Genomic DNA, 18,403 nt, shown 5'->3' with positions numbered 1-18,403 from the left:
CACAAAAAAGGGCGACCGAAGTCGCCCTTTTTCATGATCAAGCAGAACTTAGTTCTGTTTGGCCATTGCTTGACGCAGCAGTGCCGCCATAGTGGTGTCAGCTGCTTCACCTTCCGGAGCTGCTTTCAGGCTCTGGATGGCTTCTTTCTCTTCAGCATCGTCTTTCGACTTGATCGAGAGCTGGATTACGCGGCTCTTGCGATCAACGCTGATGATCTTGGCTTCAACTTCCTGGCCTTCTTTCAGAACGTTGCGCGCGTCTTCAACGCGGTCACGGCTGATTTCGGAGGCTTTCAGGGTAGCTTCGATGTCGTCGGCCAGAACGATGATGGCGCCTTTGGCGTCAACTTCTTTCACGGTACCGGTCACGATAGCGCCCTTGTCGTTAACCGAGACGTACTCGGAGAACGGATCGCTTTCCAGTTGCTTGATGCCCAGGGAGATGCGCTCGCGCTCCGGGTCAACCGACAGGATGACAGTGTCCAGCTCGTCGCCCTTCTTGAAACGACGTACGGCTTCTTCGCCCACTTCGTTCCAGGAGATGTCGGACAGGTGAACCAGACCGTCGATGCCGCCGTCCAGACCAATGAAGATACCGAAATCGGTGATCGACTTGATGGTGCCGGAGATCTTGTCGCCCTTGTTGAACTGGCCAGAGAAGTCTTCCCATGGGTTCGACTTGCACTGCTTGATGCCCAGGGAGATACGACGACGCTCTTCGTCGATGTCCAGAACCATGACTTCCACTTCGTCGCCGACTTGTACGACTTTCGAAGGGTGGATGTTCTTGTTGGTCCAGTCCATTTCCGAAACGTGTACCAGGCCTTCAACGCCTTCTTCCAGCTCAGCGAAGCAGCCGTAGTCGGTCAGGTTGGTTACACGAGCGGTTACGCGAGTGCCTTCTGGGTAACGGGCTTTGATAGCAACCCATGGATCTTCGCCCAGTTGCTTCAGGCCCAGGGAAACACGGTTGCGTTCGCGATCGTATTTCAGAACCTTGACGTCGATTTCGTCACCAACGTTGACGATCTCGGAAGGATGCTTGATGCGCTTCCAGGCCATGTCGGTGATGTGCAGCAGGCCGTCCACGCCACCCAGATCGACGAATGCGCCGTAATCGGTGAGGTTTTTGACGATACCTTTGACTTGCTGGCCTTCCTGCAGGGATTCCAGCAGAGCTTCACGCTCGGCGGAGTTCTCGGCTTCGAGGACGCTGCGACGGGAAACGACAACGTTGTTGCGCTTCTGGTCCAGCTTGATGACCTTGAATTCCAGCTCTTTGCCTTCCAGGTGCGTGGTGTCGCGCACAGGACGGACGTCAACCAGGGAACCTGGCAGGAACGCACGGATGCCGTTAACGTCGACAGTGAAGCCGCCTTTAACCTTACCGTTGATAACGCCCTTGACCACTTCCTCGGCTGCGAAGGCTGCTTCCAGAACGATCCAGCATTCAGCGCGCTTGGCTTTTTCACGGGACAGCTTGGTTTCGCCAAAGCCGTCTTCAACCGAATCCAGAGCAACGTGAACTTCATCACCAACGTTGATGTTCAGTTCGCCAGCATCGTTGTAGAACTGCTCAAGCGGGATGAGTGCTTCAGACTTCAGACCAGCGTGAACGGTTACCCAGCGAGCCTGGTAATCGATATCAACGATAACACCGGTGATGATGGAGCCTGCCTGAAGGTTCAGGGTTTTCAGGCTTTCTTCAAAGAGTTCCGCAAAGCTTTCGCTCATTTTAATTCCTGTAGATGAGGGCGAAGTAAACGCCCATCTCCACACCCCAGACGGTGTGGGTTAGTTTCATTTAAAAGAAGCACCGCAGGACTATGACTGGTCCCCTGCGGCCCTCTTGGTCACCCGGCGATATCGCGAATGGCGATCTCGCTCATGATGCGTTCAAGCACCTGATCGATGGAAAGCTCCGTGGAATCCAGCTGAATCGCGTCGGCCGCCGGCTTGAGCGGGGCTACTGCGCGCTGGGTGTCACGCTCATCGCGTGCACGGATCTCATCTAGCAGACTCGACAGACTAACACCCTCGACTTTGCCCTTCAACTGCAAATATCGACGGCGCGCCCGCTCCTCGGCACTGGCGGTCAGGAAAATCTTCAGCGGTGCATCCGGAAAAACCACCGTACCCATGTCGCGACCGTCAGCCACCAGGCCTGGCGCTTCCTGGAATGCGCGCTGGCGCTGCAGCAGCGCCTCACGCACGGCGGGCAGCGCAGCCACTTGCGAGGCACCGGAACCGACGCTTTCAGTGCGAATCACATCACTGACCTCATCGCCCTCCAGAATGATCCGCTGCAACTGACCTTCGGTCGCGGCGATGAACTGCACATCCAGATGAGCGGCCAATGTCTTCAGCAGCTCTTCGTTGGTCAGGTCGACGCCATGATTGTGCGCAGCAAACGCGAGCAAACGATAAAGCGCACCGGAATCCAGCAGGTTCCAGCCCAGACGCTTGGCCAGAATCCCGGCGACCGTGCCTTTGCCGGAGCCGCTTGGCCCATCGATGGTGATGACCGGTGCAATGTTTTTCACGACTGAGCCTCTTGTGCCACACGAATGCCGACTTGCCCGCACAGCGCGAGGAAGTTGGGGAACGAGGTCGCGACGTTGGCGCAATCGTGGATGCGGATCGGTGCGGTAGCGCGCAACGAGGCAACGCTGAAAGCCATGGCAATACGATGATCGCCGTGACCGTGCACTTCACCGCCGCCGATCGGGCCGCCGTCGATGATGATGCCATCCGGGGTCGGTTCGCACTTGACGCCCAGCGCCAGCAAACCGTCCGCCATGACCTGGATCCGGTCGGATTCCTTGACCCGCAGCTCTTCGGCGCCGGTCAGCACGGTCCGCCCTTCGGCGCATGCAGCAGCGACGAACAGTACCGGGAATTCGTCGATCGCCAGCGGCACCAGTTCTTCCGGAATCTCGATACCTTTGAGTCTAGCTGCCCGCACGCGCAAGTCAGCCACTGGCTCACCGCCGACTTCGCGCTGGTTTTCCAGAGTGATATCAGCGCCCATCAAACGCAGGATGTCGATCACGCCAGTACGGGTCGGGTTGATACCGACGTGCTCGAGCACCAGCTCGGAACCCTCGGCGATCGAGGCCGCGACGAGGAAGAACGCCGATGACGAGATATCGCCCGGCACTTCGATGTGAGTTGCAGTGAGCTTGCCGCCGGACTCGACCGAAGCCGTGGCACCGTCAACGCTGACCGGGTAGCCGAAGCCACGCAGCATGCGCTCGGTGTGGTCACGGGTCGGTGCTGGCTCGGTGACGGTGGTCTTGCCTTCGGCGTACAGGCCGGCGAGCAGCAGGCAGGATTTCACCTGAGCGCTGGCCATCGGCATGGTGTAGGTCAGGCCTTTGAGTTTGTGGCCACCGCGAATGGTCATCGGCGGACGACCTTCAGCGGCGGTTTCGATCACGGCGCCCATTTCCCGCAGAGGATTGGCCACACGATTCATCGGACGCTTGGACAGCGACGCGTCGCCGGTCAGGGTGCTGTCGAAGTCCTGCGCCGCCAGCAGGCCGGAGAGCAGGCGCATCGAGGTGCCGGAGTTGCCCAGATAGATCGGGCCCGGCGCCGGTTTCAGGCCGTGCAGGCCGACACCGTGAATGGTCACGCGGCCGTGGTGCGGGCCTTCGATGACCACGCCCATGTCGCGAAACGCCTGCAAGGTCGCCAGGGCGTCTTCGCCCTCGAGGAAGCCTTCGACTTCGGTGACGCCTTCGGCCAGCGAGCCGAGCATGATCGAACGGTGGGAAATCGATTTGTCACCCGGTACGCGAATCCGACCGGACAGGCGGCCACCAGGTTGAGCCAGGAAGATCAGATCGTTGGAATTCATAGCGTCCACATAGGCCCTGCGGGCCAGGATTTTACTGAAATGCTCGCGGGCAACCCGGGCGCGCGTGAAAACGCCCAACAATTGGTGCCCATCCCCTGCATCGACCGCGTCGCGCAAGGCGTCGAGGTCGCTGCGAAATGTATCGAGTGTGCGCAGGACAGCCTCGCGGTTGGCGAGGAAGATGTCGTGCCACATCACCGGGTCGCTTCCGGCGATTCTTGTGAAATCGCGAAAACCACCGGCAGCGTAACGGAAGATCTCCAGATTTTCATTGCGCTTGGCCAACGAATCGACCAGACCGAAGGCCAGCAGGTGCGGCAGATGACTGGTCGCGGCAAGCACTTCGTCGTGACGCTCGACCTGCATGTGCTCGACATCGGCGCCCAGCTCGCGCCACAGGCGATCGACCAGCGCCAGCGCGGCAGGATCGGTCTGCTCAAGCGGCGTCAGGATCACCTTGTGCCGACGGAACAGCTCGGCATTCGAGGCTTCCACCCCGCTCTGCTCGGAACCGGCAATCGGGTGGCCCGGCACGAACCGCGCCGGCATGCTGCCGAACGCTTCGGTCGCCGCGCGCACCACATTGCCCTTGGCGCTGCCGACATCCGTGAGGATCGCCTGCCCCAGATCCATTACAGCCAGACGTGCGAGCAGTTTTTCCATCGCCAGAATCGGCACCGCCAGCTGAATCACATCAGCGCCGACGCAGGCTGCCGCCAAGTCGTCTTCACAGCGATCGACGACCCCCAACTCGACCGCGAGCTTGCGCGATTGCGGATCCAGATCGACGCCGACCACTTCACGGCACAGGCCGCTTTCACGCAAGCCTTTGGCAAACGAACCACCGATCAATCCCAGACCGACCACCACAAGGCGACCGATCATAGGTGCAGCAGGTTGCAGCGCAGTGACATCAACCACGAGCCAGAACCTTGCGCAGCGCCTCGAGGAAACGGCTGTTTTCTGCCGGCAGACCAATGGTCACCCGCAGGTGGTTCGGCATGCCGTAATTGGCCACCGGACGCACGATCACGCCTTCGCGCAGCAAGCCCTGGAAAACCGGCGCCGCGACCTGGCCGAGATCGACGCAAATGAAGTTGCCTTTGGACTCGATCCAGCCCAGATCCAGCTCACGGAAACCAGCCTGCAACTGCTGCATGCCCGCTTCGTTGAGCTGACGGCTCTGCGCCAGATACTCACCGTCCTTCAATGCTGCACAAGCTGCGGCGAGGGCGAGGCTGTTGACGTTGAACGGCTGGCGAACGCGGTTCAGCACATCTGCCACCACAGGCGTCGACAAGCCGTAACCGACGCGCAGCGCTGCCAGGCCATAGGCTTTGGAGAACGTGCGCGACACCAGCAGGTTTGGATAAGCCGCGAGAAAGTCGAGGCCGTCCGGCAAGTCGCTGCCTTCGGCGTATTCGATGTAAGCCTCGTCGAGCACCACCAGCACGTGCTCGGGAACGTCCTGCAGGAACTCGTCCAGCGCTTCTGCGCCGAACCAGGTGCCGGTCGGGTTGTTCGGGTTGGCAATGAACACCACGCGGGTGTTGGCATCGATGGCCGCAAGCATCGCCGGCAGATCATGCCCCCAATCCTTGGCCGGCACGACTTTGGCTTGTGCGCCGACCGCCTGGGTGGCAATCGGATATACGGCGAAAGCGTGCTCGCTGAACACCGCATTCAGGCCCGGTGCCAGATAGGCACGGGCAACCAGCTCAAGAATATCGTTAGAGCCATTGCCCAGGGTGACCTGATTCAGCTCGACGCGGCACTGCTCGGCGAGCAGCGATTTCAGGGCGAAACCATTGCCGTCCGGGTAGCGGGTCAGCTCGGCCAGCTCTTCGCGAATCGCCGCCAACGCCTTCGGGCTGGCGCCCAGCGGGTTTTCATTGCTCGCCAGTTTGACGATTTTTGCCGGATCCAGATCCAGCTCGCGCGCCAGTTCGTCCACAGGCTTGCCCGGAACGTACGGCGAAAGTTGTTGCACGCCCGGCTGTGCCAGAGCGAGGAAGTTGCCACTCATTTGCTACCATCCCTTAGAGAACTGCTTTCGGGTAGGAACCCAGCACTTTGAGTGCTACTGCTTCCTGACTGATCTTTTCCAGCACACCTTTGATCAACGGATCACGGTGGTGGCCGACGAAGTCGATGAAGAACACGTAGGTCCATTTGCCGCTGCGCGACGGACGGGTTTCGATGCGGGTCAGGTCGATGCCATTGTCATGGAACGGCACCAGCAGCTCATGGAGCGCGCCGGGCTTGTTGCTCATCGACACAATGATCGAGGTCTTGTCGTCGCCGGTCGGCGGCACTTCCTGATTACCGATCATCAAAAAGCGCGTGGAGTTGTCCGGACGGTCTTCGATCTTCTCGGCCAGGCGCGTCAGGCCGTACAGCCCCGCCGCCATGTCGCCGGCGATCGCCGCGGAATTCCACTCACCCTTGACCCGTTTGGCCGCTTCGGCGTTGCTCGACACCGCGACGCGCTCGACATTCGGGTAATGCGCGTCCAGCCACTTGCGGCACTGGGCCAGCGACTGCGCATGGGAATAGATGCGGCTGATGCTGTCGGTCTTGGTGTTTTCGCCGACCAGCAGATGATGGTGGATGCGCAGCTCGACTTCGCCGCAGATCACCATGTCGTGCTCGAGGAAGCTGTCCAGCGTGTGGTTGACCGCGCCTTCAGTGGAGTTTTCCACCGGCACCACGCCGAAATTCACCGCACCGGCGGCGACTTCACGGAACACTTCGTCGATCGCCGCCATTGGCTTGCTGATCACTGCGTGACCGAAGTGCTTCATCGCCGCCGCTTGGGTGAAAGTGCCCTCAGGGCCCAGATACGCCACTTTCAGCGGCTGCTCCAGCGCCAGGCACGAGGACATGATTTCGCGGAACAGCCGCGCCATCTCTTCGTTGCCCAGCGGCCCCTGATTGCGCTCCATCACGCGCTTGAGCACCTGAGCTTCGCGCTCGGGACGATAGAACACCGGCACTTCGCCTTCGGCCAGCGAGGCCATCTTCACGCGGGCGACTTCCTGGGCGCAACGCGCACGCTCACTAATCAGCTCGAGGACTTTGGTGTCCAGAGCGTCGATGCGAACGCGCAGTGCCTTGAGTTCTTGCTCGGACATCAGCCGTGTTCCTTCTCGAATTCCGCCATGTAGGCCACCAGCGCGTTGACCGCAGTGATGTCGACAGCGTTGTAGATGGAGGCGCGCATGCCGCCCACCGAGCGGTGGCCCTTGAGGTTGAGCAGACCGCGCTCGTCGGCACCGGCGAGGAACGGCTTGTCCAGACGATCGTCAGCCAGACGGAACGGCACGTTCATCCACGAGCGATCCGATTTGTTGATCGGGTTGCTGTAGAGGCCGCTGGCATCGATGAAGTCGTACAGGGTGCGTTGCTTGACGTCATTGAGCCTGGCGATCGCTTCGACGCCGCCTTGCTCTTTCAGCCACTGGAACACCAGACCGGACAGGTACCAGGCCAGGGTCGGCGGGGTGTTGTACATCGAGCCGTTGTCGGCCGCGACCTTGTAGTCGAGCATGGTCGGGCACAGCGAGCGGGCCTTGCCGAGCAGGTCTTCGCGGATGATGTTGACGAGGATGCCGCTCGGGCCGATGTTCTTCTGTGCGCCGGCGTAGATCATGCCGAAACGCGAGATGTCGACCGGACGCGAGAGAATGTCCGAGGACATGTCGGCCACCAGCGGCACATCACCGGTTTGCGGGATCCACTGGAATTCCAGACCACCGATGGTTTCGTTCGGCGCGTAGTGAACGTACGCGGCGTCTTTCGACAGATTCCACTCGTTCTGGCCGGGAATGGCGAAATAGTCGTAAGGCTTGGCGGTGGCGGCAACGTTGACGTGACCGTAGCGCGAGGCTTCTTCGATGGCTTTCTGCGACCAGATACCGGTGTCGATGTAGTCGGCCGAACCACCTTCGGGCAGCAGGTTCAGCGGGATCTGTGCGAACTGCTGGCTGGCGCCGCCCTGCAGGAACAGCACTTTGTAGTTCGACGGGATATTCAGCAGGTCACGCAGATCCTGCTCGGCCTGGGTGGCAATGGACACGAACTCATCGCTGCGATGGCTCATTTCCATGACCGACAGACCCTTGCCGTGCCAATCAAGGAGTTCACCCTGGGCGCGCTGCAGGACAGCTTCAGGCAGCGCCGCAGGACCGGCGCAGAAGTTATAGGCTCGCTTGCTCACATCCAATCTCGCTCTGATTTGATATCACGCATTAAATCGTATCGACCGTCGACACTGGAACGGCGATAAACCGCTTTCCAGTGTAGGAGTGAGCCTGCTCGCGATAGCGGTGTGTCAGATAAACATTCGCTGACTGAAACACCGCTATCGCGAGCAGGCTCACTCCTACAGGGGATCTCCTTGCCTGACGATATTTCATACCGGACAAATAACAAGGGGGCGAATTCTCATCCGCCCCCTCGTTTGTCCGCTTATTCCTGCGGTTCTTCGTCAGCTGCGGCGTCGAGTTGCTGGTCTTCACCTGCCTCGTCGATGCCGACGCTGCCTGCGAACTCCTCGCCCTCTTCACCTTCGAGCTCTTCGCCTTCGACTTCCGAAGGCTCCTGGACCCGCTCCAGCCCGACCAGGGTTTCATCCTTGGCCAGCTTGATCAGCGTCACGCCCTGAGTGTTACGGCCCAGGCTCGACACTTCGCCGACACGGGTACGCACCAGAGTGCCCTGATCGGAGATCAGCATGATTTCTTCACCGTCGAGCACCTGCACCGCGCCGACCAGACGGCCGTTACGCTCGTTGCTGACCATGGCGATCACGCCCTGGCCGCCACGCTTGTATTCAGGGAACTCGGTGATCGCGGTGCGCTTGCCATAACCACGCTCGGAAGCGGTGAGGATCTGGCTGCCTTCTTCCGGGATCAGCATGGAAATCAGCTTCTGCCCTTCCGGCAGACGCATGCCGCGCACGCCGCGCGCGGTACGGCCCATGGCACGTACATCGGACTCTTTGAAGCGGGTGACCTTGCCGCCGTCGGAGAACAGCATCACTTCGCGCTCGCCATCGGTAATGGCCGCAGAGATCAGCACGTCGCCTTCGTCCAGCTCCAGCGCGATCAGACCGACGCTGCGCTGACGGCTGAAGGATTCCAGCGGGGTCTTCTTCACGGTGCCGTTGGCGGTGGCCATGAAGATGTAGTGACCTTCGGTATATTCCTCGACCGGCAGCATGGTGGTGATGTATTCACCGTCATCCAGCGGCAGCAGGTTGACCAGCGGACGACCACGGGCCGCGCGGGATGCTTCCGGAATTTCGTAGGTCTTCAGCCAGTACACCTTGCCCTTGCTGGAGAACAGCAGCAGCGTGGTGTGGCTGTTGGCGACCAGCAGGTGAGCGATGTAGTCCTCGTCCTTGACGCCGGTGGCCGACTTGCCTTTGCCGCCACGACGCTGAGCCTGGTACGCAGCCAGCGGCTGGGTCTTGGCGTAGCCACCGTGGGAGATCGTCACGACGCGCTCTTCTTCCGGGATCATGTCACCCAGGGTCAGGTCGAGACGGGCATCGAGAATTTCGGTGCGGCGCACGTCGCCGTATTCGGCGCGGATCACTTCCAGCTCTTCGCGGATCACTTCCATCAGGCGCACAGCGCTGTTGAGGATGCGGATCAGCTCGCCGATCTGGTTGAGGATCTCCTGGTACTCGGCCAGCAGCTTCTCGTGCTCCAGACCGGTCAGGCGGTGCAGGCGCAGTTCGAGAATGGCTTGAGCCTGTTCTGGCGAAAGGAAGTACTTGCCTTCGCGCAGACCGTATTGCGGATCGAGGTTTTCCGGACGGCACGAATCGGCACCGGCACGTTCAACCATCGCCACCACTGCCGAGGATTCCCAAGGCGTGCTGATCAGCGCTTCCTTGGCTTCCGACGGCGTTGGCGAGGCCTTGATCAGGGCGATCACCGGGTCGATGTTCGACAGGGCAACGGCCTGACCTTCGAGAATGTGCCCGCGCTCGCGCGCCTTGCGCAGTTCGAACACGGTGCGGCGGGTGACCACTTCGCGACGGTGACGGACGAAGGCTTCCAGCAGATCCTTGAGATTGAGGATGCGCGGACGGCCGTCGATCAGCGCGACGATGTTGATACCGAACACCGATTGCAGCTGGGTCTGGGCGTAGAGGTTGTTGAGGATCACCTCAGGCACTTCGCCGCGACGCAGTTCGATCACGACGCGCATACCGTCCTTGTCGGACTCGTCACGCAGCTCGGTGATGCCTTCGAGCTTCTTCTCCTTGACCAGTTCGGCGATTTTCTCGATCAGACGCGCCTTGTTCAACTGGTAGGGCAGTTCGGTGATGACGATCTGCTGACGGCCACCGACCTTGTCGATGTCTTCGATGATCGAGCGGGCACGCATGTAAATGCGCCCGCGACCGGTGCGATAGGCTTCGATGATGCCGGCGCGACCGTTGATGATCGCGGCAGTCGGGAAGTCCGGACCGGGGATGTATTGCATCAGCTCATCGACGGTCAGCTCGGGGTTGTCGATGAGGGCCAGGCAACCGTCGATGACTTCACCGAGGTTGTGCGGCGGAATGTTGGTCGCCATGCCCACGGCGATACCGCTGGAACCGTTGACCAGGAGGTTCGGTACGCGGGTCGGCATGACCGCCGGGATCAGTTCGGTGCCGTCGTAGTTCGGCACCCAGTCCACGGTTTCCTTGTGCAGGTCAGCCAGCAGCTCGTGCGCCAGCTTGGTCATGCGCACTTCGGTGTATCGCATGGCCGCGGCGTTGTCGCCGTCGACCGAACCGAAGTTGCCCTGGCCGTCGACCAGCAGGTAGCGCAGGGAGAAAGGCTGGGCCATACGAACGATGGTGTCGTACACGGCAGTGTCGCCGTGCGGGTGATACTTACCGATCACGTCGCCGACGACACGGGCAGATTTCTTGTACGGCTTGTTGTAGTCGTTGCCCAGCTCGCTCATCGCGAACAGTACGCGACGGTGCACGGGCTTGAGGCCATCGCGCGCATCCGGCAGTGCACGGCCGACGATCACGCTCATTGCGTAGTCGAGGTAGGACTGTTTCAGCTCGTCTTCGATATTGACCGGGAGGATTTCTTTGGCCAGTTCGCCCATGAGAAGCCTGATTCCTTTTTCTGGTGAAACTTCGTCATATCCATGTGGGAGCAACGAAGCTCGTCGGGGCCGGCCGAGTGCCATGCGCCGACTTACGACAAATCAACATTGGATCGCGGATTTGCGCAGTAAAGACAGCTCCGTGGAGCCGCCTCGGAAAACGCCGGATGTTATCACAAAGGCCGCCACGCACCTATCCCCCAGATGCGCATGGAGCATAGTTAGTTGACCGATGACAGGCTTGAGGGGGACGAGAGAGGCTCAGAGCTTCGTTGAATGTGAAATCTCGGCCTGAATTGGAGTTGTTTATTGACTTTACCGGCCTCATCGCGAGCAGGCTCGCTCCCACAATGGTTTGTGGCGATCACGAAACCTGTGGGAGCGAGCCTGCTCGCGAAGGGCTCAATGCAAGACCAGAGCCTGTCAATGCAGGCGCTTGCGGCACATCAGCTGGGCCATTTTCGCGGTATCCGGGCGTTCGACGATGCCTTTCTCGGTGACGATCGCGTCGATCAGATCCGCCGGCGTTACGTCAAACACCGGGTTGAACGCTTCAACGTCCGCACCGACGCGTTTGCCGCCGACTTCAAGCAATTCGGCGCCATCGCGCTCTTCGATCGGAATGTCGTCACCGCTGGCCAGATTCATGTCGATGGTCGAACTCGGCGCCACCACCATGAAGCGCACGCCATGATGCATGGCGTTCACCGCCAGTTGATAAGTCCCGATCTTGTTCGCCACGTCGCCATTGGCAGTGATGCGATCAGCGCCGACGATCACCCAGGTCACGCCTTTGGTTTTCATGATGTGCGCGGCGGCGGAGTCGGCGTTCAGGGTCACCGGAATGCCTTCGTTGGCCAGCTCCCACGCGGTCAGCCGCGAGCCCTGCAGCCACGGTCGGGTTTCGTCGGCGTAGACGCGCTCGACCATGCCTTCTATATAAGCGGCGCGGATCACACCCAGCGCAGTACCGAACCCGCCGGTCGCCAGCGCGCCAGTGTTGCAGTGAGTCAGAATGGCCTGAGCGTTGCCCTGATGCTTGCGAATCAGATCGACGCCGAGTTGCGCCATGGTCAGGTTGGCTTCGCGGTCGCTTTGGTGAATGGCGATGGCTTCGGCCTCGAGCGCCGCCAGCGGATCGGCGTTGCTCTTCAAACGATCCAGGCGATCGTGCATGCGGCCCAGCGCCCAGAACAGATTGACCGCGGTCGGCCGCGAATCCGCCAACAGGGCAAAATCCTCTTCCAGCGCCGCGTACCAGTCGCCACCCTCGGCAATCCGCGCCCGCGCCGCGAGGACGATGCCATAAGCCGCGCTGATGCCGATGGCCGGCGCGCCACGCACGACCATCGAGCGAATCGCTTCGGCCACGCCGGCGGCGCTGGTGTAAGCGATCCAGGTTTCCTCGAACGGCAAAATACGCTGATCCAGCAGGTGCAGCGCGCCATCACGCCAATCGATGGCCTTCACTTTCTCCGCAGCCAACAGTCGATCGCGCATCCCACACCCCGCACTCATGAACAAAAGCCGCCGATTATAGCGATCCCCCCGCGAAGACGCTCGGGTATACTTCGCCATCCTTTACAAAAGCACTGGAACCGACCCTCGATGCCGAAACCTGCCATTGCGCTCGACCTGTTATTGCTGCCGACCTGGCTGGTTCCCGTCGAACCTGCAGGCGTGGTGCTCAAGGAGCACGGCCTGGGCATCCGTGATGGTCGCATCGTATTTATCGGCCCGCGGGCTGAAGCATTGAAGTGTAACGCCACGCAAATCCGTGAACTGCCGGATATCTTGCTGGCGCCGGGGCTGATCAACGCCCACGGCCATGCGGCGATGACACTGTTCCGGGGCCTGGCCGACGATCTGCCGCTGATGACCTGGCTGGAAAATCACATCTGGCCGGCCGAAGGCAAATGGGTCGATGAAGACTTCGTCCGCGACGGCACCGATCTGGCGATCGCCGAGCAGATCAAGGGCGGCATCAGCTGTTTTTCGGACATGTATTTCTTCCCGAAAGTCGCCAGCGAGCGCGTGCACAACAGCGGCATCCGTGCGCAGATCGCCATTCCGATCCTCGATTTCCCGATCCCCGGTGCCAGCAGCGCCGACGAAGCCATTCGTCAGGGCGTCGAGTTGTTCGGCGACCTCAAGCATCACGAACGCATCAAGATCACTTTCGGCCCTCATGCACCCTACACCGTCGGCGATGAGAACCTCGAGAAAATCAGGGTGATCGCCGAGGAGCTGGACGCCTCGATCCACATGCACGTGCACGAAACCGCATTCGAGGTGCAGCAGGCCGTCGAGCAGACCGGCGAACGGCCACTGGCGCGCCTCGCGCGCCTTGGCCTGCTCGGCCCGCGGTTCCAGGCCGTGCACATGACCCAGATCAGCGATGACGACCTCGCCCTGCTGGTAGAAAGCAACAGCAGCGTGATCCACTGCCCGGAATCCAACCTCAAACTGGCCAGCGGCTTCTGCCCGGTCGAGCGTTTGTGGCAGGCTGGGGTCAATGTGGCTGTCGGCACCGATGGCGCGGCGAGCAACAATGATCTTGACCTGCTCGGCGAAACCCGCACTGCCGCCCTGCTGGCCAAAGCCGTCGCTGGCTCCGCCACCGCGCTGGATGCCCATCGCGCCTTGCGCATGGCCACGCTGAACGGCGCCCGTGCATTGGGCATCGAGACGCAGGTCGGCTCGCTGGAGATCGGCAAAGCCGCGGACATCGTCGCGTTCGACCTGTCCGGTCTGGCGCAGCAACCGGTGTACGACCCGGTGTCGCAGTTGATCTACGCCACCGGGCGCGATTGCGTGAAACACCTGTGGGTCGCCGGCAAACAAGTGCTCGACGATCGGCGCCTGACCCGCATGGACGAACAACAGCTGGGCGAGACCGCCCGCCACTGGGGCCAGCGCATCAGCGGCCATACCGAATCGTAAACACCGCGGCGCAATATCCGCGGCTACAGCCCTTTTCAGGTTTTTCGAGGAATTGAACATGAGCAACGTCGACCACGCCGAAATCGCCAAATTCGAGGCCCTGGCCCATCGCTGGTGGGACCGCGAAAGCGAATTCAAGCCACTGCATGACATCAACCCGCTGCGGGTCAACTGGATCGACGAACGGGTCAACCTGGCCGGCAAGAAAGTCCTCGACGTCGGCTGCGGCGGCGGCATCCTCAGCGAAGCCATGGCCCAGCGCGGCGCCACGGTGATGGGCATCGACATGGGCGAAGCGCCGCTGGCGGTCGCGCAACTGCATCAGCTGGAATCCGGGGTCAGCGTCGAATACCGGCAGATCACCGCCGAAGCCCTCGCTGACGAGATGCCCGAGCAGTTCGATGTGGTCACCTGCCTGGAAATGCTCGAGCACGTGCCGGATCCATCCTCAGTGATCCGCGCCTGTTTCCGCATGGTCAAGCCGGGCGGCCAGGTGTTCTTCTCGACCATCAACCGCAACCCGAAGGCGTATCTGTTCGCGATCATCGGCGCCGAATACATCATGAAGCTGCTGCCGCGCGGCACCCATGATTTCAAGAAATTCATTCGCCCGTCCGAGCTCGGCGCGTGGAGCCGCATGGCCGGCCTGACCGTCAAGGACATCATCGGTCTGACCTACAACCCGCTGACCAAGCACTACAAGCTGGCCAACGACGTTGACGTCAACTACATGATCCAGACCCTGCGCGAGGAATAAGCCGATGGCCATCAGAGCGGTACTTTTCGACATGGACGGCACCCTGCTCGACACCGCGCCGGACTTCATTGCCATCTGCCAGGCAATGCGCGCCGATCGCGGTTTGCCGCCGATCAACGACAAGCACATTCGCGATGAAATCTCCGGCGGCGCCAAGGCCATGGTCGCAGTGACGTTCTCGATGGACCCGGAATCGCCAGGCTTCGAGGAGCTGCGCCTGGAGTTTCTCGAGCGCTATCTGGTCGGCTGCGCAGTGCACAGCAGACTGTTCGACGGCATGAGCGAACTGCTCGCCGACATCGAAAAGGCCAATCTGATCTGGGGTGTGGTCACCAACAAACCGGTGCGCTTCGCTGAGCCGATCATGCAACGTCTGGGGCTGGCCGAGCGTTCGGCGCTGCTGATCTGCCCGGACCATGTGAAGAACAGCAAGCCGGACCCGGAGCCGTTGATCCTCGCCTGCAAGATGCTGGATCTGGATCCGTCGACCGTGCTGTTTATCGGCGATGATCTGCGCGATATCGAATCGGGCCGCGACGCCGGCACCAAGACCGCTGCGGTGACCTACGGCTATATTCACCCTGACGACAACCCGCGGCATTGGGGCGCGGACGTGGTTGTGGATCACCCGCTGGAGTTGCGCAAGGTGCTCGATAGCGCGCTTTGCAGCTGCTGACCAAAATCAAAAGATCGCAGCCTTCGGCAGCTCCTACAGGAGAATGCATACCCATGCAGGAGCTGCCGAAGGCTGCGATCTTTCAAGGACTATGAGGTTTTTATGTTTGATTACACCGCTCGCCCCGAATTGCTCAAGGACCGGGTGATTCTCGTCACGGGTGCCGGTCGTGGCATCGGGGCGGCTGCGGCGAAGACCTATGCCGCACACGGCGCCACCGTGCTGCTGCTGGGCAAGACAGAGGCCAATCTGACCGAGGTCTACGACGAGATCGAAGCGGCCGGTCATCCGCAACCGGCGGTGATCCCGTTCAACCTTGAGACTGCCCTGCCCCATCAGTACGATGAACTGGCGGCGATGATCGAAACCGAGTTCGGCCACCTCGACGGGCTGCTGCACAACGCCTCGATCATCGGCCCACGCACGCCGATCGAGCAACTGTCCGGCGAAAACTTCATGCGCGTCATGCAGGTCAACGTCAACGCGATGTTCATGCTGACCAGCACCTTGCTGCCGCTGCTCAAGCTGTCCCAGGATGCTTCGGTGGTGTTCACCTCCAGCAGCGTCGGGCGCAAGGGCCGTGCGTATTGGGGCGCCTACGGCGTGTCGAAATTCGCCACCGAAGGCCTGATGCAAACCCTGGCCGACGAAGTCGAAGGCGTGGCGCCGGTGCGCTCCAACAGCATCAACCCCGGCGGCACCCGCACCAGCATGCGTGCGCAGGCGTACCCGGCGGAGAATCCGCTGAACAACCCGACGCCGGAAGAGATCATGCCGGTGTATCTGTACCTGATGGGTCCCGACAGCACAGGCGTCAATGGCCAGGCTTTCAACGCTCAATAACGCCATACGTCGCATTTGTTGCCGCGGCAGAATGCTGTCGCGGCAAACCATTGCCGCTCAGAAGCGTCACAAAGCCGCCAATTACCCAGCGCTAGACGCTGGCACGTTTCAGCAAGTCATTGATTGGAAAAGCTTTAAATAAAATCGAACCGAATGGCACGGGTTTCGCTCTAAATTCCCTCAAAACATGCCGTGTGATGGCCATGGGGCAACGCCGATTTCGATAGCTGACTGATCGTCCTGCGGCAGACTAAACTTACGCCAAACGTCCTACGGGACTGATGGATCAGTACGACGCGCAGCCCATAGCCGCTCTCACCCAGCCTGTAAGACAGACTTACTGCTTAGGGGCTCACGCCATATGAAATCTCCTTCCCAGACCCATGCAATTGACTTTGACAGTGCCAAATTGCAGCGCCTGGGCTTCGGTCAACTACCGGCGCTGATCGAGCGCCCGACCAGCCTGGCGCAATTGCGTCAGCAAATGAGCCTGCAACTGCAAACCAGCCTTGAGCCTCAGCGCATCCTTGGCCTCTTTTTCCGCGAAATCCAGCGCCTGGTGCCGTTGGACGCGCTGAGCTACGTGCATAAGGCCAGTGATCTGCGCCTGGAGTTCGGCGCCCGCGGCCACCATTCGGTCAGCTACACCCTGAGCCACGAAGGCGAGCACATGGGCGAGCTGGTCTTCCGCCGCAATCAGCGTTTCAACGACAAGGAACAGGGCGACCTCGAGTCGCTGCTGTCCTGCCTGCTCTATCCGATGCGCAACGCCCTGCTCTATCGCGCCGCCACTCAAAGTGCCTTGCGCGACCCGTTGACCGGCGCCGGCAATCGCGTGGCGATGGAGCAGACCTTGCAGCGCGAGATCGACATGTCGCGCCGCCATGTGCAGCCGCTGTCGGTGCTGATGCTCGACATCGACCACTTCAAACGGGTCAACGACGAACACGGCCACGGCGCCGGGGATGACGTGCTCAAGGCTATCGCAGCGTCGATCAAGGCGCAGCTGCGCAACGTCGACATGGTGTTCCGTTATGGCGGCGAGGAGTTTCTGATCCTGCTGTCCAACACCGGCCGTGAAGCGGCGGCGATGGTCGGCGAGCGTTTGCGCCAGGCGACGCAGTCGGAGGAATATTTCGCCGATGGCCAGTTGATCGAGATCACCGTGAGCCTGGGATGCTCGACGTTGTTGCCGGGCGAATCGGCGGACAGCTTGCTGCGCCGCGCGGACAGTGCGCTCTATGTCGCAAAGCGCGAGGGGCGTAACCGGCTGGCGATGGCCGGCTAGAGATCATTGTGGGAGCGAGCCTGCTCGCGAAGAGGGAGTGTCAGACAACGATTCGTTGAATGACCCACCGCTTTCGCGAGCAGGCTCGCTCCCACAGTTCTATCAGCTCTCGGTGACGGTCCTGCGCTCGCGGTTGACCAGCAACCGCTCCGACGTTTCAAGCTGCATGCACCGTTCGAGGAACAGGTACATGTAGTCGTAGCTCTTGCAGATTGCCTGCCGCAGCTCGGCCTGCAAAGCCTTGGTCGGGTTCAGGCCGGCCAGGGTGCAGATGATTTCCAGCGCTTCCCACGGATGGGCATCATCGTACTGGGCGTGCATCTTCAGCCACTTCATCGCGCGCTTGCGGTCCTCTTCCGGGAACGCCGCCGCATAGACCCCGGTCGAGCAGACCACCGCTGACCACTCCCCGGTCGCGCCCTCGATCGCATAGTTGGTCGCGGCGATCGCGACGATCAGCGAATCCGCCGAGCTGGTGTGCCAGCACCAGTGACTCAGGGCGTGCAGCTCCGGTGGCACTTGCTGAGCCTGGAGATCTTCGAGGCTGACGCCATGGGCGCGGCTCCAGTGCATCCAGTAGTCGGCGTGATTGAGTTCGACGCGGATGTTGCGCATCAGCCAGCGCCGCGCCATGTCCTCGCCGGGATGGCGGGCGAAGCGGGTCTTGGTGAGGTTCTGCGCCATGTACAAGGCAAACTGCTCGACCACTGGCCAGCCGCCGATCAGGTACTGGCGCATGGTTTTCGCGCTGAGTTTGTTGTCACGCATGCGCTGATAAAGTTCATGTTCGACAACCCGGCGCTTGCTCTCGCTGCAATCCTTGATGAGCTGTTGTGCCCAGGCAGGATAACTTGCAGCTTCCATGAGGGGTCCGGTTCGGTTGAATGTGTCGATCACTGTTCGGCTCCT

The 18,403-nt window shown here is 61.0% G+C and carries 14 protein-coding genes; 5 read left to right on the top strand and 9 right to left on the bottom strand.

What is annotated here, in order from left to right; genetic code table 11:
• Window positions 1–48 precede the first annotated feature (48 nt).
• From rpsA to mtnA, 8 genes are all read right to left on the bottom strand, one after another.
• A complete protein-coding gene (gene rpsA / locus BLU71_RS02640) occupies window positions 49–1,734 on the bottom strand; it encodes a 30S ribosomal protein S1 (protein WP_016770920.1) in 1,686 nt (561 codons plus the stop codon).
• Window positions 1,735–1,853: 119 nt separating this feature from the next.
• Window positions 1,854–2,543 carry a (d)CMP kinase gene (gene cmk / locus BLU71_RS02635; RefSeq protein WP_024013869.1) on the bottom strand — a complete coding sequence of 230 codons (690 nt, stop codon included), beginning with the start codon at window positions 2,541–2,543 and terminating at the stop codon, window positions 1,854–1,856.
• Window positions 2,540–4,747 carry a bifunctional prephenate dehydrogenase/3-phosphoshikimate 1-carboxyvinyltransferase gene (locus tag BLU71_RS02630; RefSeq protein ID WP_231982510.1) on the bottom strand — a complete coding sequence of 736 codons (2,208 nt, stop codon included), beginning with the start codon at window positions 4,745–4,747 and terminating at the stop codon, window positions 2,540–2,542. Before BLU71_RS02630 ends, cmk begins: the two co-directional genes overlap by 4 nt.
• 28 nt (window positions 4,748–4,775) lie before the next feature.
• Window positions 4,776–5,888: a histidinol-phosphate transaminase gene (gene hisC, locus BLU71_RS02625; protein WP_064361502.1), complete on the bottom strand. Its 1,113-nt coding sequence runs from the start codon at window positions 5,886–5,888 to the stop codon at window positions 4,776–4,778.
• A 13-nt stretch (window positions 5,889–5,901) separates the two neighbouring features.
• The gene (pheA, locus tag BLU71_RS02620) at window positions 5,902–6,996 is read right to left on the bottom strand and encodes a prephenate dehydratase (protein ID WP_016770924.1); all 1,095 of its coding nucleotides are present in this window, start codon (window positions 6,994–6,996) and stop codon (window positions 5,902–5,904) included.
• Window positions 6,996–8,081 carry a 3-phosphoserine/phosphohydroxythreonine transaminase gene (gene serC, locus BLU71_RS02615; RefSeq protein ID WP_064361501.1) on the bottom strand — a complete coding sequence of 362 codons (1,086 nt, stop codon included), beginning with the start codon at window positions 8,079–8,081 and terminating at the stop codon, window positions 6,996–6,998. The genes pheA and serC overlap by 1 nt, the downstream gene beginning before the upstream one ends.
• 251 nt (window positions 8,082–8,332) lie before the next feature.
• The gene (gene gyrA / locus BLU71_RS02610) at window positions 8,333–10,987 is read right to left on the bottom strand and encodes a DNA gyrase subunit A (protein ID WP_065616859.1); all 2,655 of its coding nucleotides are present in this window, start codon (window positions 10,985–10,987) and stop codon (window positions 8,333–8,335) included.
• A 423-nt stretch (window positions 10,988–11,410) separates the two neighbouring features.
• The gene (gene mtnA, locus BLU71_RS02605; RefSeq protein ID WP_042607942.1) at window positions 11,411–12,487 is read right to left on the bottom strand and encodes an S-methyl-5-thioribose-1-phosphate isomerase; all 1,077 of its coding nucleotides are present in this window, start codon (window positions 12,485–12,487) and stop codon (window positions 11,411–11,413) included.
• Window positions 12,488–12,595: 108 nt separating this feature from the next.
• Between mtnA and BLU71_RS02600 the strand changes: the two genes are divergently transcribed.
• The 5 genes from BLU71_RS02600 (at window position 12,596) to BLU71_RS02580 (ending at window position 17,494) form a co-directional block, all read left to right on the top strand.
• Window positions 12,596–13,930, top strand: coding sequence for a TRZ/ATZ family hydrolase (locus tag BLU71_RS02600; RefSeq protein ID WP_083352241.1), 1,335 nt, complete (start codon window positions 12,596–12,598; stop codon window positions 13,928–13,930).
• 58 nt (window positions 13,931–13,988) lie between these two features.
• Window positions 13,989–14,687 (top strand): bifunctional 2-polyprenyl-6-hydroxyphenol methylase/3-demethylubiquinol 3-O-methyltransferase UbiG, encoded by a 699-nt coding sequence (ubiG, locus tag BLU71_RS02595; protein ID WP_024013875.1) that lies wholly within the window; start codon window positions 13,989–13,991, stop codon window positions 14,685–14,687.
• 4 nt (window positions 14,688–14,691) lie between these two features.
• The gene (mupP, locus tag BLU71_RS02590) at window positions 14,692–15,363 is read left to right on the top strand and encodes an N-acetylmuramic acid 6-phosphate phosphatase MupP (protein ID WP_042607944.1); all 672 of its coding nucleotides are present in this window, start codon (window positions 14,692–14,694) and stop codon (window positions 15,361–15,363) included.
• Window positions 15,364–15,465: 102 nt separating this feature from the next.
• Window positions 15,466–16,206 (top strand): YciK family oxidoreductase, encoded by a 741-nt coding sequence (locus BLU71_RS02585; RefSeq protein WP_042607972.1) that lies wholly within the window; start codon window positions 15,466–15,468, stop codon window positions 16,204–16,206.
• A 361-nt stretch (window positions 16,207–16,567) separates the two neighbouring features.
• Window positions 16,568–17,494, top strand: a complete 927-nt coding sequence (locus BLU71_RS02580; RefSeq protein WP_042607945.1) for a GGDEF domain-containing protein — start codon at window positions 16,568–16,570, stop codon at window positions 17,492–17,494.
• A gap of 102 nt (window positions 17,495–17,596) precedes the next feature.
• On the opposite strand, the gene BLU71_RS02575 is transcribed toward BLU71_RS02580, so the two are convergent.
• Window positions 17,597–18,358 (bottom strand): TenA family transcriptional regulator, encoded by a 762-nt coding sequence (locus BLU71_RS02575; RefSeq protein ID WP_371919864.1) that lies wholly within the window; start codon window positions 18,356–18,358, stop codon window positions 17,597–17,599.
• Between the last annotated feature and the right edge of the window lie 45 nt (window positions 18,359–18,403).

The sequence above is a fragment of the Pseudomonas moraviensis genome, from assembly GCF_900105805.1.
Lineage (GTDB): Bacteria > Pseudomonadota > Gammaproteobacteria > Pseudomonadales > Pseudomonadaceae > Aquipseudomonas > Aquipseudomonas moraviensis_A.
This window is presented reverse-complemented; position numbering and strand designations above follow the sequence as displayed.

Excerpts from the sequence above, each read along its gene's own strand:
- rpsA (WP_016770920.1), bottom strand. The coding sequence starts at position 1,734 with ATGAGCGAAAGCTTTGCGGAACTCTTTGAAGAAAGCCTGAAAACCCTG.
- BLU71_RS02630 (WP_231982510.1), bottom strand. The coding sequence starts at position 4,747 with ATGATCGGTCGCCTTGTGGTGGTCGGTCTGGGATTGATCGGTGGTTCG.
- hisC (WP_064361502.1), bottom strand. The coding sequence starts at position 5,888 with ATGAGTGGCAACTTCCTCGCTCTGGCACAGCCGGGCGTGCAACAACTT.
- pheA (WP_016770924.1), bottom strand. The coding sequence starts at position 6,996 with ATGTCCGAGCAAGAACTCAAGGCACTGCGCGTTCGCATCGACGCTCTG.
- gyrA (WP_065616859.1), bottom strand. The coding sequence starts at position 10,987 with ATGGGCGAACTGGCCAAAGAAATCCTCCCGGTCAATATCGAAGACGAG.
- mtnA (WP_042607942.1), bottom strand. The coding sequence starts at position 12,487 with ATGCGCGATCGACTGTTGGCTGCGGAGAAAGTGAAGGCCATCGATTGG.
- BLU71_RS02600 (WP_083352241.1), top strand. The coding sequence starts at position 12,596 with ATGCCGAAACCTGCCATTGCGCTCGACCTGTTATTGCTGCCGACCTGG.
- ubiG (WP_024013875.1), top strand. The coding sequence starts at position 13,989 with ATGAGCAACGTCGACCACGCCGAAATCGCCAAATTCGAGGCCCTGGCC.
- mupP (WP_042607944.1), top strand. The coding sequence starts at position 14,692 with ATGGCCATCAGAGCGGTACTTTTCGACATGGACGGCACCCTGCTCGAC.
- BLU71_RS02585 (WP_042607972.1), top strand. The coding sequence starts at position 15,466 with ATGTTTGATTACACCGCTCGCCCCGAATTGCTCAAGGACCGGGTGATT.
- BLU71_RS02580 (WP_042607945.1), top strand. The coding sequence starts at position 16,568 with ATGAAATCTCCTTCCCAGACCCATGCAATTGACTTTGACAGTGCCAAA.
- BLU71_RS02575 (WP_371919864.1), bottom strand. The coding sequence starts at position 18,358 with ATGGAAGCTGCAAGTTATCCTGCCTGGGCACAACAGCTCATCAAGGAT.